This is a genomic window from Sphingomonas sp. CFBP8993 (assembly GCF_034044895.1).
GTDB lineage: Bacteria > Pseudomonadota > Alphaproteobacteria > Sphingomonadales > Sphingomonadaceae > Sphingomonas.
The window spans coordinates 275,897-299,228 of sequence record NZ_JAXCWU010000006.1 but is presented as its reverse complement, the minus strand read 5'-3'; the positions used below and the strand labels follow the sequence as shown (position 1 = coordinate 299,228).

Below are 23,332 nucleotides of genomic sequence, written 5' to 3'. Positions count from 1 at the left end.
CCCCCATAGGAGGATCACGCATGGGCAATATGGTGGACGGCGTCTGGCACGCCGATGGTCTGTTCAAGTCGGACGAGAAGGGCAGCTTCAAACGCCCCGATTCCGGTTTCCGCGACTGGGTGACGGCGGACGGGGAGCCCGGCCCCGAAGGCCGGACCGGCCACCGTGCCGAGCCGGGCCGCTATCACCTCTATGTTTCCTATGCCTGCCCGTGGGCGCACCGCACGATGATCGTCCGCGCACTCAAAGGCCTGGAGTCGATGATCGACCTGTCGGTGGTCGATCCGCTGATGCGCGAGAATGGCTGGACGTTCGCCACGACGCATGGCGGCACCGGCGATCCCATGCACGGCTCGGACTATCTGTGGCAGCTCTATGCCCGCGCGCGCGACGGTTACAGCGGCAAGGTGACGGTGCCGGTCCTGTGGGACAAGCAACGCGACACGATCGTCAGCAACGAATCGGCCGAGATCATCCGCATGTTCAACACCGCGTTCGACGGGCTCGGCGCGCGGGAGGGCGATTATTATCCGCCAGAGCATCGCGACGAGATCGATGCGGTGAACGCGACCGTCTATGACCGGGTAAACAACGGCGTCTATAAATGCGGCTTCGCCCAAAGCCAGGACGCCTATGACGAAGCGGTCGGGCCGCTATTTGCCGAACTGGATACGCTGGAGGAACGGCTGACGGGGCGCGAATGGCTGGTCGGCGACCGGATGACCGAGGCGGATATCCGCCTGTTCACCACGCTCGTCCGCTTCGATGCGGTCTATCACGGGCATTTCAAATGCAATGTGCGGCGGGTGCAGGATTATCCGGCGCTGGAGGGCTTGCTCGAGCGGATGCTGGCGATCCCGGCGATCGCGGACACGGTGCATCTCGATCACATCAAGACGCATTACTATGCCAGCCATTTGGAGCTGAACCCGACCGGCATCGTGCCGGCCGGGCCGGACTTGCCCTGGGCGGGATTGGTGCGGACCTAATCTTAAATCTTAAGCCCCTCCCGCAGGCGGGAGGGGTTTGGGGAGGGCATGGCGTCTCACGGAAACCGCCGCTTGTGGCCTTCCCTCCCCCCAACCCCCTCCCGCCTGCGGGAGGGGGAGCTTGCTTAGTACGCCCGACCGATCAGCACGCGCTCCACCGCTTCACGGCCGGTGAAGATGCAGGGCCCGTCATCACAGCCCGTCTGCCCCATCGGCGCATTGCGGATCGTCAGCTTCAGGGCTTTCAGCTTCTCGACCACCTGCGCCAGTTCGTCGCCCGTCGGCTTGGCCCAGCGGACATCGACCCAGCCAGGGTTCTTGATGCCGTCCGCGAAATGCGCCTCGACGCTCGCCCAGTCGTCGACGGGTACGATCTGCGCCTTCAACCGCTCGGCCGACTGGCGATGCAGTTCGCCCTGGATGTCGGCGAGCAGGTCGGCGACGCCGCTCACGAAATCACCACGCGGCTGCACGACCGAGTCGAGCTTGCCGTCCGCGCGGTACAGCCGGTCGCGGCGGATGACCGAGACGTTGCCGCCCGCCATGTCGCGGCCGCCAACCTCGATGACGACCGGTGCACCCTTCTTGACCCAGCTCCAGCGCTTGTTGGCGGCCTTTTGCGCGCGCGCATCGACCATGGCGCGGATCGGCTCGCCCAGCGCGGCCCCACCCACCAGTTCCTTTTGCAGATCGCGGCAATAGCTAAGCAGCGCCTCGTCCTCGGGCTGGTCGCGCAGCATCGGCACGATCACCACCTGCCACGGCGCGACCTTGGGCGGCACGCGCATGCCGTCATCGTCGCCGTGGACCATGATCATGCCGCCGATCATCCGGGTCGACACGCCCCAGCTGGTCGTCTGCGCATAATCCAGCCCGCCCTCGGCATTCTGGAAGCGGATATTCTGCGCGCGCGCGAAATTGTCGCCCAGGAAGTGGCTGGTCCCGGCCTGCAGCGCCTTGCCGTCCTGCATCATCGCCTCGATCGAATAGGTTTCGACCGCGCCGGGGAAGCGCTCATTCTCGGGCTTCTCGCCCGCGATGACATGCATGGCGAGGCAATCCTCGGCGAAGCTGCGATAGACCTCCAGCATCTGGATCGTCTCGGCCCGCGCCTCGTCCACCGTGGCATGGGCGGTATGACCTTCCTGCCAAAGAAACTCGGCGGTGCGCAGGAACATGCGGGTTCGCATTTCCCAGCGGACGACATTGGCCCACTGGTTGATCAGCACCGGCAGGTCGCGCCACGACTGGACCCAGCGGGCAAAGGCGGTGCCGATCACCGTCTCCGAGGTCGGACGAACGACCAACGGCTCTTCCAGCTTCGCCTCGGGATCGGGGACCAGGCCGCCCTTGCCGTCCGCGATCAGCCGGTGATGCGTGACGACCGCCATCTCCTTGGCGAAGCCGTCGACATGCTCGGCCTCCTTCTCGAAATAGCTGAGCGGGATGAACAGCGGGAAATAGCAATTCTCATGCCCCGTCGCCTTGATGCGATCGTCGAGCAGCCGCTGGATACGCTCCCAGATGCCATAACCCCAGGGGCGAATGACCATGCAGCCACGGACGCCGGACTCCTCGGCCAGATCGCCCTCGGCGATGACGGACTGATACCAGGCGGAGAAATCCGCGTCGCGGGTGACGGTCAGAGCATGCTTCATGCCCGCCCGATAGCGGCAAAGACCCGCCTTCGCCAAGAGGGCGGGCGCGTTCGGGGTTTCTTCGCGGTGCAGCAGAGGTTAGGGACCGCCGCATGACCGGCGACCGCGTGCTCAAAGGCATCGGCCTGCGCCTGATCGCCATCTTCTTCCTGTCGACCATGTCGGCCTTCGTGAAGCTGGCCGAGTCGCGCGGGGCGACCTTGTCCGAAACCATGTTCTTTCGACAGCTTTGCGCGCTGCCGGTGGTGCTCGCCTTTGTCCTGGCGGGACCGGGGCTGGCATCCCTGCGCACCGCCCGGCTGAAGGGCCATGCCAAGCGGGCGATGGTCGGTCTGGTCGGCATGGTCTTCACCTTCGGCGCGGTCATGCTGTTACCGCTGGCCGAGGCAACGACGTTCCAGTTCACCGTGCCGATCTTCGCCACGCTGCTGGGTGCCTTGGTACTGGGCGAGAGGACGGGGATCCAGCGATGGGCGGCGGTGCTGGTCGGGTTTGCGGGGGTGCTGCTCGTCGTGCGGCCGGGGGCGAGCGACATGTCGCTGTTCGGGGCGGGCGTCGGGCTGATGGCGGCGATGTTCGTCGCCATCGTCGCGATCGTGCTGCGCCAGTTGCGCGACGAGCCCGCGACGACGACCGTCTTCTACTTCACCATCCTGACCCTGCCCTTCATCGCCGTGCCCTATGCCTTTCACCTGAAGGCGCACGATCCGCTGACCTGGGTGGTGCTGGTCTCGATCGGGCTGGCGGGCGGCATGGGGCAGTTGGCACTGACCGGCGCGTCGCGGCTGGCACCGGTCGCAGCGGTCGTGCCGATGGACTATTCGGGGCTGATCTGGGCGACCGTCTATGGCTGGCTGATCTTCGGGGTGCTGCCCACGGCGGGCACCTGGTACGGCGCGCCGGTCATCATCGCCAGCGGGTTGTTCATCGTCTGGCGCGAGCAGAGGCTGGGCAAGCAGCAGACGAGTACGGCTGCGGCGGAGGATTGATCCTCCATTATTCCTCCCCCTCCAAGGGAGGAATCTGGCTATCGCACTTCCCACAGCGTCGGGGCATTTTCCTGCCAGCCCGCCCGGTGAAGCAGCGGCGTGTCGTCATCCCATTCGGCATGGCCCAGACACAGATAGGCGGTGAACGCCCAGTCGTTCGGCACTGCGAATATCCGCTCCATCTCAGCGGGGTCGAGGATCGACACCATGCCCATCCCCAGATTGGCCGCGCGCGCCGCCAGCCACAGCGTATGGATCGCCATTGCTGTCGACTGGCGCAGCGTCTCGGGCATGGTGCGGCGGCCCAGGCCATGGCCCGCCGCCGGGTCGATATGGGTGAAGACCGCCAGTTGCACCGGCGCGGCGTCCAGCCCGGCGAGCTTGAGCGCGCCATAGGCGGCGGCTCGTTCGTCGCGATAATCGGCTGCGGCCTCCTTGTCGCAACGCTCGAAATCGGCGCGGACCGCCGCGCGCAATGCGGGGTCCTCGACCCGGATAACCCGCCAGGGCCGCGCATTGCCGACCGATGGCGCCAGTGCCATCGCCTCGGAAAGGCGCGCCAGGACATCCTCGGCGATCGGATCGGTTCGGAAGTGGCGGACGTCGCGCCGCCAGCGCAGGATCGCCTCCAGTGTCGACGCCTGCCCCCTGTCGAACCGCATCACCCGCTGCTCCTGCCCGGACACGGGAGCATCCGCGCAGGGTTGCGCGTTAGGCGACGAGGCTTCAATCGATTTATCAGCCATTTAAGGAGATTCCGATACCGTGAGCGAACGGAAATTGATGCTGCTCGGCTGGATCGCCACCGCAACCGCCGTGGCCATGTACCTGTCCTATATCGACCAGATTCAGCGCAATCTGGCGGGACACAAGGGGTCGATGATTCAGCCGCTGGCGACGATGATAAACTGTTCGCTCTGGGTCGCGTACGGATTTCTGCGCGAGAAGCGGGACTGGCCGATCGTGTTCGCCAATGCGCCCGGGGTGATCCTGGGCGGAATCTGTCTGTTTACGGCACTCTAACCGAGAAACTGCCCTCACCCTTCCGGCGCTTCGCACCTCCCTCCCTCTCCCGCCGGGAGAGGGAAGATCAAGGGTGAGGGCAGCTACGGGATCAAGCCGCCTTGTCCTTCCACACCAGCACGGGCTTGCGCGCGGCCAGCGTCTCGTCGAGGCGCGCGCGCGGCGCGAAATGGGGTGCGGTCTTGAGCGACGGGTCGCCCGCCTTGGCACGCTCCGCGACCGACGCCAGCGCGCCGATGAACTGGTCGAGCGCCGCCTTCGATTCGGTTTCGGTCGGCTCGACCAGCATCGCACCGTGGACGACCAGCGGGAAATACATGGTCATCGGGTGGAAACCCTCGTCGATCAGCGCCTTGGCGACGTCGATCGTCGAAAAGCCCTCGGCCAGGCCTTCGTCCGAGAAGATGGCTTCGTGCATGCACGGGCCGCTCTTGGCGAAGGGCGCGTCGAGCGTGTTCTCGAGGCTGCGCAGGACGTAGTTGGCGTTCAGCACCGCATCCTCGGCGACCTGGCGCAGACCGTCCGCGCCGTGGCTGAGGATATAGGTCAGCGCGCGGGTGAACATGCCCATCTGGCCGTGGAAGGCGACCATGCGGCCGAAGCTGTCGGCATGATGGTCGTCGGCATTCTCTTCCTCGACCAGGCGGAAGCCCTCGCCCGTCTTCTCGACGAAGGGAAGCGGGGCGAACGGCGTCAGCGCCTCCGAGAACACCACCGGCCCCGAACCCGGCCCGCCGCCGCCATGCGGCGTCGAGAAGGTCTTGTGCAGGTTGATGTGCATCGCATCGACGCCGAGGTCGCCCGGACGCACGCGCCCGACGATGGCGTTGAAGTTCGCACCGTCGCAATAGACATAGCCGCCCGCCGCATGGACCGCGTCGGAAATGTCCTTCAGGTCACGCTCGAACAGGCCGCAGGTGTTCGGGTTGGTGATCATCACGCCCGCCACGTCCGGCCCCAGCCGCGCTTTCAGCGCCGCAGTATCGACGCGGCCGTCCGCGGTCGCAGGGATATCCTCGACCGAGAAGCCCGCGAACGCCGCCGTCGCCGGGTTGGTGCCGTGCGCCGATTCCGGCACCAGGATCACCTTGCGCGCGCCCTCGCCGCGCTTCTCCAGCGCCGCCTTGATCGCCAAGATACCGCACAGCTCGCCATGCGCGCCCGCCTTGGGGCTCATCGCGACCGAGGTCATGCCGGTCAGCGTGACCAGCCAGTGCGCCAGCTGGTGAATGACCTCCAGCGCACCCTGCACCGTGTCGACGGGCTGGAGCGGGTGAACGTCGCTGAAGCCCGGCAGGCGGGCCATCTTCTCGTTCAGGCGTGGATTGTGCTTCATCGTGCACGAACCCAGCGGGAACAGCCCCAGGTCGATCGCGTAATTCTGACGCGACAGGCGGGTGTAATGACGCACCGTCTCCGGCTCCGACAGGCCGGGCAGGCCGATCGAATCCTTGCGGGACAGATCGCCCAGACGCGAACCTGCGACATCGCCGTCCGCAAAGTCGACGCCGGTCGTCTTGTCGTCGCCAATCTCGAAGATCAGCTTTTCTTCCAGCATCAGCGCGCGGTTGCCGGTGAAGGTCGCCGGGACCGACGCTTCATTGGCTTCGGGGCTCGTGGGCTTCCAGCCGCTCTGGTTGATCGTCATGCCAGCACCTCCTCAAGCGCTTGGGCAAGCGTCTCGATATCCTCCGCCGTCACCGTTTCGGTGACCGCCACCACCAGTCCGTTCTGAAGCGCATCCTCGCCCGGATAGAGCCGGCCGAGCGACACACCCGCCAGCACGCCGCGATCGGCGAGCGTGCGCACGATCGGACGCGCCTCACGGCCCAGGTCGAGCGTGAACTCGTTGAAGAACACGTCGTTGACCAGCTTGACGCCCGGCACCTTCGCCAGACGATCCGCCGCGCGGCAGGCATTGGCATGGTTGATCCCCGCCATCCGGCGCAGACCCGCCTCGCCCAGCAGCGTCATGTGGATCGAGAAGGCGAGCGCACACAGCCCCGAATTGGTGCAGATGTTCGACGTCGCCTTTTCGCGGCGGATATGCTGCTCGCGGGTCGACAGCGTCAGCACGAAGCCGCGCTTGCCGTCCGCGTCCACCGTCTCGCCACAGAAGCGGCCCGGCATCTGGCGGATATACTTGTCCTTGCAGCCCATCAGGCCGACATAGGGCCCGCCGAACTGGAGGCCGACGCCCAGCGACTGGCCTTCGCCCACCACGATATCGGCGTCCATCTCACCCGGCGAGCGAATAGCGCCGAGCGCGACCGGCTCGGTCACGACCGCGATCAGCAGCGCCTTCTTGGCGTGGCAGGCCTCGGCCAGCGGGGTCAGGTCGGCGATACGGCCCAGAATATCCGGATACTGGACGACGACGCACGACGTATCGCCGTCGATCGCCGCGATCATCTGGTCGATGTCGGTCTCGGCGGTCAGGACGGGCGTGCCGGTCTCCAGCGTGTCGCCGGTGTACTTCGCCATGGTCTTGGCGACCGAGACATAATGCGGGTGCAAGCCCGACGACAGGATCGCCTTGGACTTCTTGGTGATGCGCCGCGCCATGCCGATCGCTTCCCAGCAGGCGGTCGAGCCGTCATACATCGAGGCGTTGGCGACATCGGTGCCGAGCAGACGCGCGACCTGCGTCTGGAACTCGAACAGCATCTGCAACGTGCCCTGCGCGATTTCCGGCTGATAGGGCGTATAGGCGGTCAGGAACTCGCCGCGCTGGATCAGGTGATCGACGCTGGCGGGGACATGGTGCCGATACGCGCCGCAGCCCAGGAAGAACGGCACGTCGCCCGCGACCATGTTCTTGCGGGACAGCGCGGTCATGTGCCGCTCGACCGCCAGTTCGGAGGCGTGGGCGGGCAAACCCTCGATGGGGCCCGACAGGCGGGCGGATTCGGGCACATCGACGAACAGGTCGTCGACCGAGCCCGCACCGATGACCGAGAGCATCTCGGCACGGTCGGACGAAGTAAGCGGCAGGTAGCGCATGCGTTCCATTTCTCCGCCCCTCACCCCGAAAACCTCGCGGATCGAGGGGTCATCGCCCCCCTTCTTCTCCCCTCCCGCAGGCGGGAGGGGTCGGGGGAGGGCAGTCGGCTTCAACAAGCCTGATGATTGGGGGAGAGCGAGTCCCCTCCCCCAGCCCCTCCCGCAGGCGGGAGGGGGGCTAGAAAATTAGAGTTTCGCGACGAACGCGGCGTAGGCGGCTTCGTCCATCAGGGCATCCAGCTCGGATGCGTCCGACAGCGTGATCTTGAAGAACCAGCCCTCGCCTTCCGGATCGCTGTTCACCAGCGCAGGCTCGTCGGCCAGCTGGCCGTTGCCCTCGATCACGGTGCCCGAGACGGGCGCGTACACGTCCGACGCGGCCTTGACCGATTCGACCACGGCGGCCTCGTCGCCCTTGGTCAGCTCGCGGCCTTCCTCGGGGACGTCGACGAACACGATGTCGCCCAGCGCACCCTGTGCATAATCGGAGATGCCGACCGTGCCGACATCACCGTCGACGTCGATCCACTCATGATCTTCGGTGAAATAGCGGCTCATGGTCACTTGGCTCCTGAACGAACGTAACGATGGGGGACGAACGGCATCGCCGTGACGGTGGCGTCATGGGTCTTGCCGCGCTGAAGCAGTTTGAGGACCGTGCCGGGCGTCGCCAGCTCGGTGGGGACATAGGCCATGGCGATCGGGGCGCCCATCGAGGGGGCAAAGCCGCCGCTGGTGACGCGGCCGATGACCGATCCGTCCTCGGCGACCACCGACGCGCCTTCGCGCACCGGCTGGCGACCCGCGACGGTCAGGCCGACGCGCTTTACGGCGGGGCCGTTCTCGCGCTCCGACAGGATACGCTCGGCACCCAGGAAGTCGGCCGCCTCGCGGCGCTTCTTGGCGAGCGCGAAGCCCAGATCGGCCATCACCGGCGTCGTCTCGGGATCAAGGTCGTGGCCATAGAGCGGCAAGCCCGCCTCCAGGCGCAGCGAGTCGCGCGCGCCCAGGCCGATCGGCTTCACTTCCGCCTGTTCGCAGAGCAGGTCGGCGAAGGCGGCAGCGTGCTCGGCCGGGATCGAAATCTCGTAACCGTCCTCGCCGGTATAGCCCGAGCGGCTGATCCACAGCGGCACGTCGTTCCAGGTGAAGTCGGCGGCGGTCATGAACACCAAAGCCTCGACGCCCGGCACGATCCGCGACAGCGCATCGACCGCCTTCGGCCCCTGGAGCGCCAGCAGCGCCTGCTCGTCGAGCAGATTCAGCGTCGCGTCGTCGGGGATGAAGTCGAGCAGATAGGCGATATCGTCATATTTGGTCGCGCCATTGACGACCATGTACAGTTCCTCGGCACCATCCAGGGTGCGCTTCGTCACCATCAGGTCGTCGAGGATGCCGCCCTCTTCGTTCAGCAGCAGCGAATAGCGGTTCTTGCGGTCGCCAAGGCCCGCGATGTCGCCCGGCAGGACCTTTTCCAGCGCGGTGACGACCGGCGCCAGGCCGTTCTCGCCGGTGAAGACCACCTGGCCCATATGGCTGACGTCGAAGAGCCCGGCCGACTCGCGGGTCCAGAGATGCTCGGCCATGATGCCTTCATACTGGACCGGCATCTCGTATCCGGCGAACGGCACCATCCGCCCGCCGCGCGCACGATGCCATGCGTCCAGCGGCAGCGTCTGGATGATCTCCTGACCCTCGGGGGCGTCTTCTACGTTCAGGTCTGCGGTGTCGCTCACGGGGCCGGTCTCCGTCAAAAGGGTGTCGGCTAGGGACGCAAATGTCCTTACCCGATCCGATCCCCCTCTGTCACGGAACCTGAGAGCTTTCGCCGGAAATTCCGGCTTACCCCTTCGGTGGCGCCCAAGGCCGAAGGCCGGGCACTCTTTCCAGAGTGTCGATGGCGATCGCGCGGTCCCATTTGCCTGAGAGATTCCGGGGTGGTTGCTCCTTCGGCGGCCGGGTTTTCGTCACCTGAAAGATGAACCCGGCGCTCTCCCGCGCGCGCCTATGTCGGACATGTCCGACATCGACGCCGCGCCCTCTGCCGGGCGGGTGGGGCCAAGTCAATCGGGGATCGGTGGGGGGTGCAATCAATGTTGTGGATTGTGGCGTCGGTCGGGGCTCGGCACGCCAACTCGCCTGTGTTCCCCGGCGAAGGCCGGGGCCCAGTCGCCAACACTTACGAAGCGCGCCGGCACGCAGCGTGGGAGGCAAAAGCGAGTCATCAGTGAGCCTCCCACGCCAGGACATGGCGCACCACCAGCTTCACCGCATCTGGGCCCCGGCCTTTTCGCCGGGGCACACTCGATCACCGAGTCGCGTTATACCGCAGCTGCGCATCGGTCAGCTGGAACCCGACCAGCGCCTCGAAGCTGGCGCTGGCCACCGCCTGGCGCACTTCGGGGTTGGTCAGCGGATCGACCGCGGCATCCTCGTCCCCCGCCTTGCGGCGGCGGGTCAGCTTTTCGCGGACGTCCTCGGGCAGGGTCGCCGCCGCGCGCGAGATGGTGGTGGAGGCCTCGCCCGCCACCTGACCGCGTGCCTGGCCTGCGTCGAAGTGGACGTTCACGCGGCCGACCCGCTTGGCGACGACGTTCGTGCCGCCGCGCACGATCGCAATGTAATAAGGCAGCAGCACGTCGCGCGCCGCCGCCGTATCGGTGCGGCGGGCCTCGACCGTGAAGCTGACCGTCGTCACGATGTCCGCGGCCGCATCGCTGCAGTTGCCGCGAACGTCGGTCAGGTTGGCGACCAGGTCGATCGAGCGTTCGTCGGTGGCGCCGGGCGTCTTGAACAGCGTGATGTCGCCGGTCCCCGCCGCGACGCCGACGATCGGGCATGCCGAGCGGACGGCGGTGATGCCGCCCGAGGCGTCGATCTCACCCGTGCGGGCACAACCGCCCAGACCAAGGGCAAGGGCGACGGGCGCAAGGACGAGAACGGGGAGCGGTGCTTTCACAGGTCGAAACGCCTATTCTATATGCCGAAGCAGGATGCCGGTTTGGTCGCCAGCATAGGAACCGGGTTGGACGCGCGCAAGCAATGGCGTAGAGCCATGTCCCATGACCCCAGCCGCGACCCCAGCCATGACCCCAGCCATGACCGATGCCACCAAGCCGCCGCTCGACCTGTTGATCGCCGCCCCGCGCGGATTCTGCGCAGGCGTCGACCGCGCGATCCGCATCGTCGAGCTGGCGCTCGAAAAGCATGGCAGCCCGGTCTATGTCCGGCATGAGATCGTCCACAACAAGTTCGTCGTCGACAGCCTGAAGGCGAAGGGCGCGATCTTCGTCGAGGAACTGGACGAGGTGCCCGCCAACGCGCATGTCGTCTTCTCCGCGCACGGCGTGCCGAAGTCGGTGCCCGCCGATGCCGAAAACCGGGGCCTCGCCTATTTCGACGCCACCTGCCCGCTGGTGTCGAAGGTCCACCGCCAGGCCGAGCGGCTGGTCGAGATGGGTCGCCACATCGTCTTCATCGGCCATGCCGGCCACCCCGAGGTCATCGGCACCTTCGGCCAGGTGCCGCAAGGGTCCATGTCGCTGGTCGAGACGGTCGCGGATGTCGAGGCGTTCGCGCCCGCCGATCCCGACAACCTCGCCTTCCTGACCCAGACCACCCTATCGGTCGATGACACCGCCGCCACGATCGAGGCGTTGCAGCGTCGTTTCCCCAACATCCTGGCCCCGCGCGGCGAGGATATCTGCTACGCCACCTCGAACCGCCAGGCCGCGGTCAAGGCGATCGCCGCCGAGTGCGACGCGGTGCTGGTGATCGGAGCGCCCAATTCCTCCAACTCGCTACGCCTGGTCGAGGTGGCCGAGCGTGCGGGCAAGCGCGCCATGCTGATCCAGCGCGCCGCCGAACTCGACTGGGCGTTTCTGGACGGCGTCAAGACGCTGGGCCTGACCGCCGGGGCCTCCGCGCCCGAGCTGCTGGTCCGCGAGCTGGTCGATCGCCTGTCGGAGCGCTTCACCGTCAGCGAGCGCGAGGAAGAGACGACGCGCGAGACGATCGCCTTCAAGCTGCCGCGCGGGCTGGAAGCGGCCGCCTGAACCATGGCCGTCTATACGCAGGTTTCGGCCGAGGCGCTGTCCGCGTTTCTGGCTCGCTATGACGCTGGCGAACTGATCTCCGCCAAGGGGATCGCCGAGGGGGTCGAGAACAGCAACTATCTGGTCGACACCACGACCGCGCGCTTCATCCTGACCTTGTACGAAAAGCGCGTCGCGGCGGGCGACCTGCCCTTCTTCCTCGCGCTGCTCGACCATCTGGCGGCCAAGGGCCTGCCCGTCCCCCCCGCGATCAAGGACCGGCAGGGCGTGGAAATCCAGGAACTGGCGGGCCGCCCCGCCTGCCTGATCCAGTTCCTGACCGGCGTGTCGCTGTCGCATCCGACCCCGGCCCAGGCGCTGGCGGCGGCGGATGCGATGGGCGCGATGCACCGGGCGGTCGCCGACTTCCCGCTGAACCGCGAGAACTCGATGGGCCATGCCAGCTGGCGGCCCTTGTTCGAACAATGCGGCCATGACCTCGACCGGATCGAACCAGGCCTGCACGACGCCATGGGCGAGGCGCTGGACGGCGTGCTGGACGGCTGGGACGCGCAGGACCTCGACACCTGCGTCATCCATGCCGACCTGTTCCCCGACAATGTGCTGGTGCTGGGCGATCGGGTCACGGGGCTGATCGACTTTTATTTCGCCTGCACCGATTACCGCATCTACGACCTGGCCGTCATGCATTCGGCCTGGAGCTTCGACGCCAGCGGCGAAACCTACACGCCCGAAATCGGCGCGGCGCTGGTCGAGGGTTATCGGCGTCATTTCCCGTTGAGCGAGGCAGAGCGCGCGGCGTTCGCCCGGCTGGCCATGGGCGCGTGCCTGCGCTTTGCCCTGTCGCGCGCCTGGGACTGGCTCAACACGCCCGCCGACGCGCTGGTGACGCGCAAGGACCCGCTGGCCTATTGGCGGCGCTATATCGCCTATCGCGATGGAAAGGCCGGACTGTGACGCCCGTCGAGATCGCCACCGACGGCGCGTGCAAGGGCAATCCCGGTCCCGGCGGCTGGGGCGCGCTGATCCGCTCGGGCACGCACGAAAAGGAATTGTCCGGCGGCGAGGTGCTGACCACCAACAACCGCATGGAATTGATGGCCGCGATCGAGGCGCTGAACGCCCTCAAGCGCCCCTGCGCAGTCACGCTGTCGACCGACAGCCGCTATGTGATGGACGGCCTGACCAAGTGGATCCACGGCTGGAAACGCAATGGCTGGCGCACGGCGGACAAGAAGCCGGTGAAGAACGCCGAACTCTGGCAGGCGCTGGTCGCGGCGGCCGAGCGGCACCAGATCGAATGGAAATGGGTGAAGGGCCATGCCGGTCACCCCGACAACGAACGCGCCGACAAGCTGGCGAGCGATGCGGCGGAGACGTTTCGGAAATAGGGGCGGCGGGTCGGTGAGGTCCGACCCTCAGCCCTCCCGATCAGGGCCTATCGGCAGCGACCACCCATTGCCCGAGCAACGCAAAGCCGCATGATCGCGCCAACGCCACCGATGCCACATTGTCGAGCTGGCACCGATATTGCGGCTCGCGGCCCTGCTGCCGGGTATATCGGTTGATCGCTTCGACAACCGCCCGCGCACAGCCTTTCCCGCGCGCATCGGGAAGGGTCAGCACGCCCAGATCGGCAATGGGGCCATCGTCCCAAAGGTTCATGCTGGCGGCACTGACGAGCCTGTCGCCGTCGAAGCACCCGAATACCGCCCAGTGATCCAATTCGACCCAGGCGTCCTCCCGATCCTGTTCGGATGCGGTATGGTAGAAAATGTCGAAGACGGTTCGATCAGCCTCGGTCAGTCGACGCGGACTCAATCGCCCGTCCGACTCAGTTCCGGAGATGGCCGGACGGTAGAACAGATAATCCGTGTCATGCAGCATGACGCCGGCCGCTTCGCATCGGCGCTTGAAGAGGTCGGCTGAACACCCGTCCCATTCCATGCCAATTAGGCGTTCGGCTATCTCCGGCCTGACGGCGGCAAGAACCGAACCGTCCTGCCTTTCCAGCATCATGGCAGGGCGCTTGGGGTTCAGGGTCGCGCTCACGGCGAAGGCGAGCGTTCCGTGAACGCTGGCGTTATCGGCGGCAAAGGTCCGATGCCAATAGTCGAGTACGGGTTGGGGAAAATCGCTCATGCCGCAACGTTAGCGCTTCAGTCCGAATACAAAAGTACCACGACACCAAGCACCTCTTCGCCCAGACGCCCTATTCCAGTTCGTGGATCGGCGAGTTGGGGCCGTTCTTCAGCACCGACTCGATGGCGTTGCGGGCGCTCGCCTTGCTGGCATAGCCCTCGGTCCACCAGATCAGTTCGCTGTTGTAGCGGAACTTGGCGACATATTCGCCCGCTTGTTCTTCTCGATCGCAAAGCTGTGCGCCATGATGATCTCTCCTTCGAAAGGGTGATCATCCCTTAGCGGAAAAACGCCCCACGCCATAGCGGTCGGGATCGACACCGCCGGGCATATCCCCCTCACCCAGCAGCAGCGCCGCCGCCAGTGCCGCCGCCGCAGGCGCGGTCTGGATGCCGAAGCCGCCCTGCCCGGCACACCAGAAGAAACCCGGCACATCCGCGTCGAAGCCATAGACCGGCGCGCGATCGGGGGCGAAGCTGCGCAGGCCTGCCCAGCGGCGCTCGACCGCCGCGATGCGCCAGTCGACCACCTTTTCCAGTCGGTCGATCGCCACCGCCACGTCCCATTCCTCCGGCGCGATGTCGCAGGGCACGCTCGGGCTCTCGTCATGCGGGGTCAGCCAGAGCCGCCCGCCCGCCTCGGGCTTGAAGTAGAAGCCGCCCGCCATGTCGACGACATGCGGCAATCCTTCGGGCACGGGCGGATCGGTGCGCAGCTGCACCATGGTCCGGCGATAGGGGGTAATGCCGATCGGCCGGACACCCGCCAGCGCGGCGACCTGGTCCGCCCAGGCGCCCGCCGCATTCACAACCACCCGCGCCGCCACCGGCCCGGCGCGCGTGTCGAGACGCCAGACGCCGTCCCGACGCTCGGCCGCCAGCAATGCCGCGTCGGTCAGCAGGACGGCCCCCGCCCCCCGCGCCACCGCCAGGAAATCGGCATGGAGCGCGGCGACATCGATATAGGCGCAGCTCGGCTCCCAGACGCCATGCACCCATTCGGGGCGCAGGCCAGGGATACGCGTCGCCGGATCGACGCGCGAAAGGTCGACGCCGCTGCCCTCGAAATCGGCCAGCAAGTGATCGGCCTTCGCCGCGTCCGTGGCGCGCCCGATATGGAGCGAGCCCAGCGGTGTCAGATACCCACCCTCGCGCAGCACCGGGCCGGACGCGGTGGTCAGGGGCTGGACCGCCGGGCCACCATAGGTTTCCGACCAGAAGGCCGCCGAGCGCCCGGTCGCGTGCCGCCCCGGCATATCCTCCGCCTCGATCAGGATGACCCGCGCCCGTCCCCCGATCGCCGCGGCCAGGCTGGCACCCGCCATGCCCGCACCGATGATCGCGATATCGTGAATCACGCGGGCACCCCGTCCAGGAATCGATCGATCGCGGCCAGCGCGCGCAGGCGCACCGGGTCGGCCTCGCGCAGCAATTCGTGCGCCGCCTCGGGCCCGAAGCGCTCGACCCGCGCCCCGATCCGGGTGGCGACGCGCATGGCGATACGCGGATCGACCAGCCGGTCGGCCTCGGCCACCAGCATCAGCGTGGGCACCTCCACCCGGTCCAGTCGCGGATCGCACAGCAGCGCGCGGGTCGAGCGCATCGCCGAATCGAGCCAGCCCCAGCTCGGCGGCCCCAGCGCCAGCTCGGGCGCCTTGGCATACCACCACGCCTCGTCCTCGAAGCGTTCGACATCATGGGTCAGGTTGCGCTGCCGGGTGTGCAGGCCCGGCCCGTCCTTCGCCTCCCAGATGCCCCGCTCCGACCGACCGAGCAGCGTCATCAGGCGGATGATCCCCGTACCCAGCAGCATCCCCGTGGGCAGTTTCAGTCCCAGCATCGGCGCGACCAGGATCAGCGCGTCGGGATCGACCGCCCCCTCCACCACCGCCCGCAGGCCCAGATGCCCGCCCATCGAATGCCCCAGAAGGACATGCGGCAAGCCGCTGGCGTCCTCGCCCCGCCAGTCTTGCCAGAAGGCGCGCAGGTCCCCGACCAGCCCCGCAAAATTGCCGCCATGCCCGACATGCGGGTCGGCCAGCAGCCGCCCCGATCCCCCCTGCCCGCGCCAGTCGAAGGCGGTGACGCTCCACCCCAGCGCGACCAGATGCGCGAAGACCTCCAGATATTTCTCGATCACATCGGCGCGGCCGGTCTGGAACAGCAGCCTCCCGACCGGCGCATCCGCCTGCCAGTCGAAGCGGCGATGATCCCAGCCATCGGGCGCCCGCCAGCGCGACAGGGTCGCGGCGGCGGGAAAGGTACGGCGAAGGGCGAAGCGATCGGTCATTCCCCATCCGGTTACGGTTTCGAAAGCCCCGCCGTCTAGGGACTTGTCGCATGGATTGGACCATCGTCCGCATCGGGCTGCTCGCCGCGTTCGTCCTGCTGCTGCTGTCGGCGGGGATCGAGGATGCGCGTACCCGCGAGATCGCCGATCGCAAGAATATCGCGATCGCCCTGATCGCCCCGCTGTGGTGGTGGGCTGGCGGCGTGCCGGTCTGGCCCGACATGGTGCTTCGGATCGTGGTGGCCATCGGCGTCTTCCTGTTATTCGCGCAAGCCTTTCGCATCGGCATGATGGGCGGCGGCGACGTGAAGATGATCGCCGCCATCGCCCTGTGGCTGCCCCTGCCGTCGCTGTTCCGCATGATCCTGCTGATGTCGATCGCGGGCGGCGTGGTCACGATCGCCATGATGATCGGCCAGCGATTGCGCCGTCCCCAGGCGCGAACCGGGGAGGAGGGCGAGACGCCCGGAATCGAAGTGCCCTACGGCGTCGCCATCGCGGTCGCGGCGCTCCTGGTCCTGCGGGAACCGATATTTAACCCATTCCAGCATACTTAACGGCCGATAGAGCCAAGCATACCGGCTTGGCGGCAAGGCCGAAGAACGCAGGATGGACAGTCGCAAAATTCTACTGCTGGTCGGGGCCCTGATGATCGCGGGGATCACCGCCCTATTCGCCCGGACGCTGACATCGGGCAGCAGCGTGCCGCAGGCCGAGGCCGCCGTGATCGTCCAGCCCGCCGAACCGCGCGTCGAGGTTCTGGTCGCCACCCGCACCCTGCCGGTGGGCACGATCATCGACCCCTCCGCCCTGAAGTTCCAGCCCTGGCCCAAGGACATGGTTGCCGGTGCCTATTATGTGAAGGGCCAGACCGATCCGACCAAGCTGCAGGGCACCGTCCTGCGCTATGCCGTGACCGCCGGGCAGCCGTTGACGCAAGGGTCGGTGGTCAAGCCGGGCGACCGGGGCTTCATGGCCGCCGCGCTGACGCCGGGGATGCGCGCGGTGACGGTCCCCGTCTCCGCCCAGACGGCGGTGGCGGGCTTCGTCTTTCCGGGTGACCGCATCGACGTCGTCCTGACCCAGGACGTGGCGGGTGGGGGCGACGGTCCGCCGCTGAAGGTGTCGGAGACGATCCTGCGCAACGTGCGCGTGCTGGCGACCGACCAGCGGACGGACGGACCGACCAGCGAACAGGGCAAGATCGCCGTCCACACCTTCACCACGGTCACCGTCGAGACGACACCCAAGATGGCCGAGCAACTGGCCGTCGCGCAGACGGTGGGTACGCTGTCGCTGTCGCTGCGCGCCCTTGCCGAGCAGGACGAGGGCGGGGCCACGGCGCAGCCCGCCGCCGACCGCGCCTCCTACGTCACCGGTGGCGATATCTCCCGCTATCAGCGACGCACCGTACCCGGACGCCAGCAGGGTGCCGCCGGAATGAGCGTGGGCACCGACAACGCCGCCGTCGCGATGGCCGGTCAGCAGGGCGGCCAGCCCATGGTGCAGCCCGGTGCGACGGGCCAGGCCGCCGCCTTCCGGGGCCCCGCCGTCCGCGTTGCTCGTGGCAACACCACCACCGTCACGCCCGTGGGGGTCAGGAATTGATGATGCGCCACCGATCCATCCTGCGGCGCGCGCTGCGCACCTCGGCCTTTGCGCTGGTGCTGGCGCCGTTGATCCTGGCACCGGTCGATGCGGGCGCTGCGCCTGCTCCTGCGGGGGCGGGTGATGCGCAGGCCGCAAGCGACGGCTCCGGCGCGCTGGAGATCAACACCGGGCGGGCGCGCCTGATCACCCTGCCCCGGCCGATGACCGACCTGTTCGTCGCCGACGACAGCATCGCCGACGTGCAGGTCCGCTCGCCGACCCAGCTCTATATCTTCGGCAAGAAGCCCGGCGAGACGACCGTCTCGGCGACGGGACGCGGTGGCGCGGTCGTCTATGCGGCGACGGTGCGGGTCGGCAACAATCTCGATTCGATCGGTCGCATGCTGAGGCTGGCCATGCCCGAGGCGACGATCGCCGCCACGCCGATGAACGGCCTGATCCTGTTGACCGGCACGGTCGCGGCGCCCGACGACGTCGCGGAGGCCGAACGGCTGGTCCAGGCCTATGTCGGCAAGGATACCAAGGTCATCAGCCGCCTGAAGACCGCGACCCCGCTTCAGGTCAATCTCCAGGTCCGCATCGCCGAGGTCAATCGCAGCTTCATCAAGCAGATCGGTGTCAACCTGCTGAACCGCGACACCAGCGGCGGCTTCATGTTCGGTGTTTCGTCGGGCCGGAACCCCGGGTCGATCACAGCTGGGGTGGATGCGGCGGGCAACCCCGTCACCAACACCACCTACACGACCGGCGTACAGCGCACGACATTGGCCTTGGCGGGTCGCGCGCTCGGCATGGACTTGCTTGGTACGATCGAGCTTGGCGAGACGCTGGGCCAGGTTTCGACGCTGGCCAACCCCAACCTGACCGCGCTGTCGGGCGAAACCGCGACCTTCCTGGCGGGTGGCGAGATTCCCATTCCGCTGGCGAGCGGGTTCGGTGCGACATCGGTCGAATACAAGCCTTACGGCGTCAGCCTGTCCTACACGCCGACGGTGCTGGCCGATGGTCGTATCTCGCTGCGTGTCCGGCCCGAAGTGTCGCAGATCACGTCGCTGGGTTCGGTCCAGATCAGCGGGACGACCATCCCCGCGCTGACCACCCGCCGCGCCGAGACGACGTTGGAGCTCGGTTCGGGCCAGAGCATGATGATCGGCGGCCTGTTGTCCAACTCGCGCGACAACACGATCGAAAAGACACCCTGGCTGGGTGACCTGCCGCTGATCGGCGCGCTGTTCCGTTCGAACGCGTTCAAGCGCAACGAAACCGAGCTCGTCATCATCATCACCCCCTATCTGGTCAAGCCGGTCAACGCGCCGTCCGACATCGCGCTGCCGACCGATGGCCAGCGTTCGCCCAACGATGCCGAGCGCGTGCTGCTCGGCCGGATGGGCGCGGGCAGCGCTGATCCACGTCCGGTGCCGACCATGGCCCCGCCGGTGCAGGGCCGCCCGGTCGAGAAACGCCCGGTCGCGGGTTCCCACGCCGCGGTGCCGGTCGCCCCGCATGGCCGCAAGACCACCCCGACTCCGGGCTTTTCCGAATGATCGCTCGTCCAAGGATATCGCGTCCCATGCGCCCTTCCCCGCTTTCCCTGATGCCGATCGGCCTCCTGCTGATGACGGGTGGCTGCATGGGTCATGGCCAGCCCGACCTGGAATCGGCGCGGCAACCGGTGGTGTCCCAGACCGACTATGCGCTCGACCTCGGCCTGTCGGGCGGACGGCTGGCGGCGGATGAGGACCGGCGGCTCGACGGCTGGGCCCGCAACCTGCGGCTGGGTTATGGCGACCGGGTGACGATCGAGGATCCGGCAGGCGAAGGCCCCGCCGCCTATCGCGAGGTCGCGCAGGTGATCGGCCGCTATGGCCTGCTGCCCGGTCCGGTATCGTCGATCCCGCGCAGCCCGGTATCGCCCGCGACGATGCGCGTCATCGTCACCCGGTCGCGCGCGGTCGTGCCCGGCTGCCCCGACCTGCGCAGCGAGACGTCGCCCGATTTTGAGGGCAAGACCTCGTCCAACCATGGCTGCGCGATCAATCGCAACCTGGCCGCGATGGTTGCCAATCCGGCCGACCTAGTCCGTGGGACGGACGGCCCGGCGACATCCGATCCGGCGATGGCGTCGCGCGCGGTCAACGCGCTGCGCGCCGCGCCGCCCACCGGCAATGGCGGCACCCGCTTGCTCAACGCCAGTGCGGTGAACAGCGGGGCGGGCATCGGCGGCGCTCCGACAAGCGGCGGGGTGGGCCAGTGAACGCCCCCTGGAAACCCGGCATGATGACCATCCGCGATCCGTTCCAGGCCTATGTCTGCGACGACTGGACTGCCGAGGCGATCCGCCCGCTGATCCTCGAACAGGGCTGGTCGCCCGACCGCGTCGTCAAGGGCGGCCTGCGCGGTGCGGTGCAGTCGCTGGCGGTGTCCGCCAGCCCGCAGATCCTGCTCGTCGACCTCAGCGAGACGGCCGACCCGACCACCGAGATCGGCAATCTGGCGGAGGTGTGCGAGCCCGGCACGGTCGTGATCGCGGTCGGCCAGGTCAATGACGTGCGGCTGTACCGCATGTTGATGAGCAGCGGCCTGCACGACTATCTGCTGAAGCCCATCGGCGCGGACCAGCTGCGCGATACCATCGCCCAGGCGCGCACCATCGTGCACGCACCGCGCCTGACGGACAGCACTCCCGAAAAGACCCCGTGCAGCGTCGCGGTGGTCGGCGCGCGCGGCGGCGTCGGCACCTCGACGGTCGCGACCTCGCTCGGCTGGCTAATGGCCGACCGGCTCGAGCGGCGCACCGCGATCCTCGACCTCGACGTGCATTTCGGCACCGCCGCCCTCTCGCTCGACCTCGAACCGGGGCGCGGGCTGGTCGATGCGATCGACAATCCCAGTCGCATCGACGGGCTGTTCCTGGAACGCGCCATGGTCAAGGCGTCCGAAAAGCTGGCCATCCTGTCCGCCGAGGCCCCGATCGGCGCGCCGATCATGACCGACGGCATGGCCTTCGCGCAGTTGCAGGACGAGATGCGCGCCAATTTCGAGACGACGATCGTCGACCTGCCACGCGGGATGATGATCCAGCAACCGATGCTGGTATCCGCCGCGCAGACCATCGTGCTGGTCACCGAATTCACCCTGGCGGCGGCACGCGACACGATCCGCCTGCTCTCCTGGCTGAAGATCCACGCCCCCCAGTCGACCGTGCTGACCGTCGCCAACCGGGTCCAGCCCGCCGCCCTGGCCGAAATCGCCCAGACCGACTTCGAGGGATCGATCGAGCGGCCGGTCGACATTCTGGTCCCCTATGACCTCAAGCTGATGGTCCAGGCCGCCAAGATGGGCAAGACGGTGGCCGAGCAGGGTCGTTCGTCGCGCACCGTCGCACCGCTGATCGACCTGGCCCAGCGTATCTGCGCCTCGGTCGAGGGGACGGCGAATGCGACCCCGACGCGGCGCGGGCTGCTCGACCGGTTCGACTTCCGCGCCCTGATGCCCAAGCGGCCCAAGGACGACTGACCGCGATGTCGATGCTCGCGACCCTGATCTTTGCGACCGGCGTCTTCCTGTCGCTGGTCCTGGTGATCGCCGCCTTTTCCGCGCCCCGACGGTCGCGGGCGCAGGCGCGTCGCCTGACCGGGCTGCGCAACCGCGTTTCGCTCGACATCGACAAGCCGGGCTTCGCCGCCGTCGCCGCCTCGCGCGGGATCGCGCTGGCCGCCGATACGAAGATGGACAAGGCCTTCGGGCGGCTGCTGCCCAACCCGGCGCGGCTGGGCAAGATGCTCGACCGTACGGGGCGCGACTGGACGGTGGGGCAGTTCGGCCTGGCCTGTGCCGCGGTGGCGCTGGCCTTCCTGTTCGTCGGCCTGTTCCTGCATATCCCCTTCTTCCTGGCGCTGCTCCTTGCCATCGGACTGGGCCTGTGGCTGCCGCATATCGTGGTCGGGCGGTTGATCGCCCGGCGCGTCGGCAAGTTCATCGCGCGCTTTCCCGACGCCATCGAACTGCTGGTGCGCGGCCTGCGCTCGGGCCTTCCCGTCACCGAGACGATGGGAATCGTCTCGCACGAGGTCCCCGGCCCCGTCGGCGAGGAATTCCGCGCGGTCGCCGACCGGATGCGGATCGGCCGCACGATGGACGCCGCGTTGCAGGAAACCGCCGACCGGCTCGATATCGCCGAATTTCAGTTCTTCGTCATCGCCATCGCCATCCAGCGCGAGACGGGCGGCAACCTGGCCGAAACCCTGTCCAACCTGGCCGAAGTGCTGCGCAAGCGCGCGCAGATGAAGCTGAAGATCAAGGCGATGTCGTCCGAATCCAAGGCCTCGGCCTATATCGTCGGCTCGCTGCCCTTTTTCGTGTTCGGCATCATCTGGATGATCAACCAGCCCTATATGGCGCGCTTCTTCGTCGATCCGCGCCTGATGATCATCGGCGTCGGCGCCTTTGTGTGGCTGGGCCTGGGCGCGTTCATCATGTCCCGCATGATCAGCTTCGAGATCTAAATGAGCACCCCCGCCTCGTCTTCCCCCACGATCCTCGGCTTCGATGCGATGACCCTGGTTCCGCTGCTCTGGGGCGTGTGCGTCTTCGCGCTGCTGGTCGCCGGCTATCTGCTGGTCGGCAGCCGCGATCCGATGACCCGGCGTGTCCGCGCGCTCAACGAACGGCGCGAGCATCTGAAGGCGGGGATCGCCACCCCCGCCCGCCGCCGCCGCGCGCAGTTGATCGACCGGGCCGACATGCTGGAGCGAATGCGCCAGCTTCTCGGCTCGTTGAAGATGCTGCAGGACGAACAGGTCAAGTCGGTCCAGACCCGCCTGCTCCAGGCCGGCATCCGCTCGAAGGATCTGGCGGTCGCCGTCATCTTCGGCCGCCTGGCGATGCCGATCGTGCTCGGTGGCTTGATGGCGTTGTGGGTCTATGGGACCGACGGCTTCAAGGACTGGAGCGGGTTCAGCCGCTACATGATCGTCGCGGGCACGCTGATCCTGTCGTACAAGGCGCCCGACCTCGCGCTGAAGAACCGTATCGACAAGCGGACCGCCGCGATCCGCAAGGGGTTGCCCGATGCGCTCGACCTGATGGTCATCTGTGCCGAGGCTGGCCTGACCGTCGATGCCGCCTTTGCCCGCGTGTCGCGCGAATTGCGCCGCGCCTATCCCGAACTGGGCGACGAATTTCAGCTGACCTCGGTCGAGCTGGGCTTCCTGACCGACCGGCGACAGGCGCTGGAGAATCTGGCGATGCGCGTCAACCTCGAGTCGCTGCGCGGCGTCGTCACCACGATGATCCAGACCGAGAAATACGGCACCCCGCTGGCCAGCGCGCTGCGCGTCCTGTCGGCCGAGTTCCGCAACGAACGCATGATGCGCGCCGAGGAAAAGGCCGCGCGCCTGCCCGCGATCATGACCGTGCCGCTGATCCTGTTCATCCTGCCCACGCTGTTCGTCGTGATCCTGGGTCCGGCCGCCTGCTCGATCAAGGATACGCTCATCACCGGGCAATGAGTGCCGTCGCGCAACCAGCCGAGCCGATAGTCGTTGATCAGTCGTAACAGACCTGACTCAACA

The 23,332-nt window shown here is 67.3% G+C and carries 23 protein-coding genes, 1 pseudogene and 1 riboswitch; of the genes and pseudogenes, 13 read left to right on the top strand and 11 right to left on the bottom strand.

Annotation, left to right across the window (positions count from 1 at the left end; translation table 11 throughout):
* Positions 1-20 precede the first annotated feature (20 nt).
* On the top strand, positions 21-989 hold the full coding sequence (locus SOM26_RS14620; protein ID WP_320453439.1) for a glutathione S-transferase family protein: 969 nt from the start codon (positions 21-23) through the stop codon (positions 987-989).
* Between the two features lie 125 nt (positions 990-1,114).
* Here the strand turns inward: SOM26_RS14620 and proS are convergent, their stop codons facing one another.
* Entirely contained in the window at positions 1,115-2,647 is a 1,533-nt protein-coding gene (gene proS, locus SOM26_RS14615) for a proline--tRNA ligase (RefSeq protein ID WP_320453438.1), read from the bottom strand.
* Between the two features lie 92 nt (positions 2,648-2,739).
* Between proS and SOM26_RS14610 the strand changes: the two genes are divergently transcribed.
* A complete protein-coding gene (locus SOM26_RS14610) occupies positions 2,740-3,636 on the top strand; it encodes a DMT family transporter (protein WP_320453437.1) in 897 nt (298 codons plus the stop codon).
* A 38-nt stretch (positions 3,637-3,674) separates the two neighbouring features.
* On the opposite strand, the gene bluB is transcribed toward SOM26_RS14610, so the two are convergent.
* Positions 3,675-4,322 (bottom strand): 5,6-dimethylbenzimidazole synthase, encoded by a 648-nt coding sequence (gene bluB, locus SOM26_RS14605; RefSeq protein ID WP_320453436.1) that lies wholly within the window; start codon positions 4,320-4,322, stop codon positions 3,675-3,677.
* A 79-nt stretch (positions 4,323-4,401) separates the two neighbouring features.
* Here bluB and SOM26_RS14600 point away from each other — a divergent pair, with 79 nt between their 5' ends.
* Positions 4,402-4,659 carry a SemiSWEET family transporter gene (locus SOM26_RS14600; protein ID WP_320453435.1) on the top strand — a complete coding sequence of 86 codons (258 nt, stop codon included), beginning with the start codon at positions 4,402-4,404 and terminating at the stop codon, positions 4,657-4,659.
* A 91-nt stretch (positions 4,660-4,750) separates the two neighbouring features.
* On the opposite strand, the gene gcvPB is transcribed toward SOM26_RS14600, so the two are convergent.
* From gcvPB to SOM26_RS14575, 5 genes are all read right to left on the bottom strand, one after another.
* A complete protein-coding gene (gcvPB, locus tag SOM26_RS14595) occupies positions 4,751-6,307 on the bottom strand; it encodes an aminomethyl-transferring glycine dehydrogenase subunit GcvPB (protein ID WP_320453434.1) in 1,557 nt (518 codons plus the stop codon).
* Positions 6,304-7,662 carry an aminomethyl-transferring glycine dehydrogenase subunit GcvPA gene (gcvPA, locus tag SOM26_RS14590; protein WP_320453433.1) on the bottom strand — a complete coding sequence of 453 codons (1,359 nt, stop codon included), beginning with the start codon at positions 7,660-7,662 and terminating at the stop codon, positions 6,304-6,306. The genes gcvPB and gcvPA overlap by 4 nt, the downstream gene beginning before the upstream one ends.
* Before the next feature lie 186 nt (positions 7,663-7,848).
* Complete coding sequence (gene gcvH / locus SOM26_RS14585; protein ID WP_320453432.1) at positions 7,849-8,220, bottom strand: glycine cleavage system protein GcvH; 372 nt, start codon at positions 8,218-8,220, stop codon at positions 7,849-7,851.
* A gap of 2 nt (positions 8,221-8,222) precedes the next feature.
* Positions 8,223-9,398 carry a glycine cleavage system aminomethyltransferase GcvT gene (gcvT, locus tag SOM26_RS14580; RefSeq protein WP_320453431.1) on the bottom strand — a complete coding sequence of 392 codons (1,176 nt, stop codon included), beginning with the start codon at positions 9,396-9,398 and terminating at the stop codon, positions 8,223-8,225.
* Positions 9,399-9,561: 163 nt separating this feature from the next.
* Positions 9,562-9,670: riboswitch (glycine riboswitch) on the bottom strand.
* A 300-nt stretch (positions 9,671-9,970) separates the two neighbouring features.
* The gene (locus tag SOM26_RS14575) at positions 9,971-10,621 is read right to left on the bottom strand and encodes a hypothetical protein (protein ID WP_320453430.1); all 651 of its coding nucleotides are present in this window, start codon (positions 10,619-10,621) and stop codon (positions 9,971-9,973) included.
* Between the two features lie 139 nt (positions 10,622-10,760).
* Between SOM26_RS14575 and ispH the strand changes: the two genes are divergently transcribed.
* Genes ispH through rnhA form a run of 3 tightly spaced genes read left to right on the top strand, consistent with a single transcriptional unit; the run spans position 10,761 to position 13,108 of the window.
* Complete coding sequence (ispH, locus tag SOM26_RS14570) at positions 10,761-11,717, top strand: 4-hydroxy-3-methylbut-2-enyl diphosphate reductase (protein ID WP_320453429.1); 957 nt, start codon at positions 10,761-10,763, stop codon at positions 11,715-11,717.
* 3 nt (positions 11,718-11,720) lie between these two features.
* Positions 11,721-12,674, top strand: a complete 954-nt coding sequence (gene thrB, locus SOM26_RS14565) for a homoserine kinase (RefSeq protein WP_320453428.1) — start codon at positions 11,721-11,723, stop codon at positions 12,672-12,674.
* The gene (gene rnhA / locus SOM26_RS14560) at positions 12,671-13,108 is read left to right on the top strand and encodes a ribonuclease HI (protein WP_320453427.1); all 438 of its coding nucleotides are present in this window, start codon (positions 12,671-12,673) and stop codon (positions 13,106-13,108) included. Before thrB ends, rnhA begins: the two co-directional genes overlap by 4 nt.
* A 40-nt stretch (positions 13,109-13,148) precedes the next feature.
* Here rnhA and SOM26_RS14555 read toward each other — a convergent pair whose 3' ends face one another.
* The 4 genes and pseudogenes from SOM26_RS14555 to SOM26_RS14540 all read right to left on the bottom strand — a co-directional run bounded on the left by SOM26_RS14555 (position 13,149) and on the right by SOM26_RS14540 (position 16,148).
* Positions 13,149-13,859: a GNAT family N-acetyltransferase gene (locus tag SOM26_RS14555; RefSeq protein WP_320453426.1), complete on the bottom strand. Its 711-nt coding sequence runs from the start codon at positions 13,857-13,859 to the stop codon at positions 13,149-13,151.
* 70 nt (positions 13,860-13,929) lie between these two features.
* Positions 13,930-14,105 (bottom strand): annotated as a pseudogene (locus SOM26_RS14550) (YegP family protein).
* Positions 14,106-14,130: 25 nt separating this feature from the next.
* A complete protein-coding gene (locus tag SOM26_RS14545) occupies positions 14,131-15,216 on the bottom strand; it encodes an NAD(P)/FAD-dependent oxidoreductase (RefSeq protein WP_320453425.1) in 1,086 nt (361 codons plus the stop codon).
* A complete protein-coding gene (locus tag SOM26_RS14540) occupies positions 15,213-16,148 on the bottom strand; it encodes an alpha/beta fold hydrolase (RefSeq protein ID WP_320453424.1) in 936 nt (311 codons plus the stop codon). Before SOM26_RS14540 ends, SOM26_RS14545 begins: the two co-directional genes overlap by 4 nt.
* Before the next feature lie 50 nt (positions 16,149-16,198).
* Here SOM26_RS14540 and SOM26_RS14535 point away from each other — a divergent pair, with 50 nt between their 5' ends.
* From SOM26_RS14535 to SOM26_RS14505, 7 genes are read left to right on the top strand one after another with little or no spacing between them, the layout of a single operon-like run.
* Positions 16,199-16,705 (top strand): A24 family peptidase, encoded by a 507-nt coding sequence (locus SOM26_RS14535; protein WP_320453423.1) that lies wholly within the window; start codon positions 16,199-16,201, stop codon positions 16,703-16,705.
* Positions 16,706-16,757: 52 nt separating this feature from the next.
* The gene (gene cpaB / locus SOM26_RS14530) at positions 16,758-17,756 is read left to right on the top strand and encodes a Flp pilus assembly protein CpaB (protein ID WP_320453422.1); all 999 of its coding nucleotides are present in this window, start codon (positions 16,758-16,760) and stop codon (positions 17,754-17,756) included.
* Positions 17,756-19,303, top strand: a complete 1,548-nt coding sequence (locus SOM26_RS14525) for a type II and III secretion system protein family protein (protein ID WP_320453421.1) — start codon at positions 17,756-17,758, stop codon at positions 19,301-19,303. Before cpaB ends, SOM26_RS14525 begins: the two co-directional genes overlap by 1 nt.
* A gap of 50 nt (positions 19,304-19,353) precedes the next feature.
* Positions 19,354-20,013: a CpaD family pilus assembly protein gene (locus tag SOM26_RS14520; protein ID WP_320453420.1), complete on the top strand. Its 660-nt coding sequence runs from the start codon at positions 19,354-19,356 to the stop codon at positions 20,011-20,013.
* Complete coding sequence (locus SOM26_RS14515; protein WP_320453419.1) at positions 20,010-21,275, top strand: pilus assembly protein CpaE; 1,266 nt, start codon at positions 20,010-20,012, stop codon at positions 21,273-21,275. The genes SOM26_RS14520 and SOM26_RS14515 overlap by 4 nt, the downstream gene beginning before the upstream one ends.
* A gap of 5 nt (positions 21,276-21,280) precedes the next feature.
* A complete protein-coding gene (locus SOM26_RS14510; protein WP_320453418.1) occupies positions 21,281-22,264 on the top strand; it encodes a type II secretion system F family protein in 984 nt (327 codons plus the stop codon).
* Positions 22,265-23,269 carry a type II secretion system F family protein gene (locus tag SOM26_RS14505; protein ID WP_320453417.1) on the top strand — a complete coding sequence of 335 codons (1,005 nt, stop codon included), beginning with the start codon at positions 22,265-22,267 and terminating at the stop codon, positions 23,267-23,269.
* Positions 23,270-23,332 lie beyond the last annotated feature (63 nt).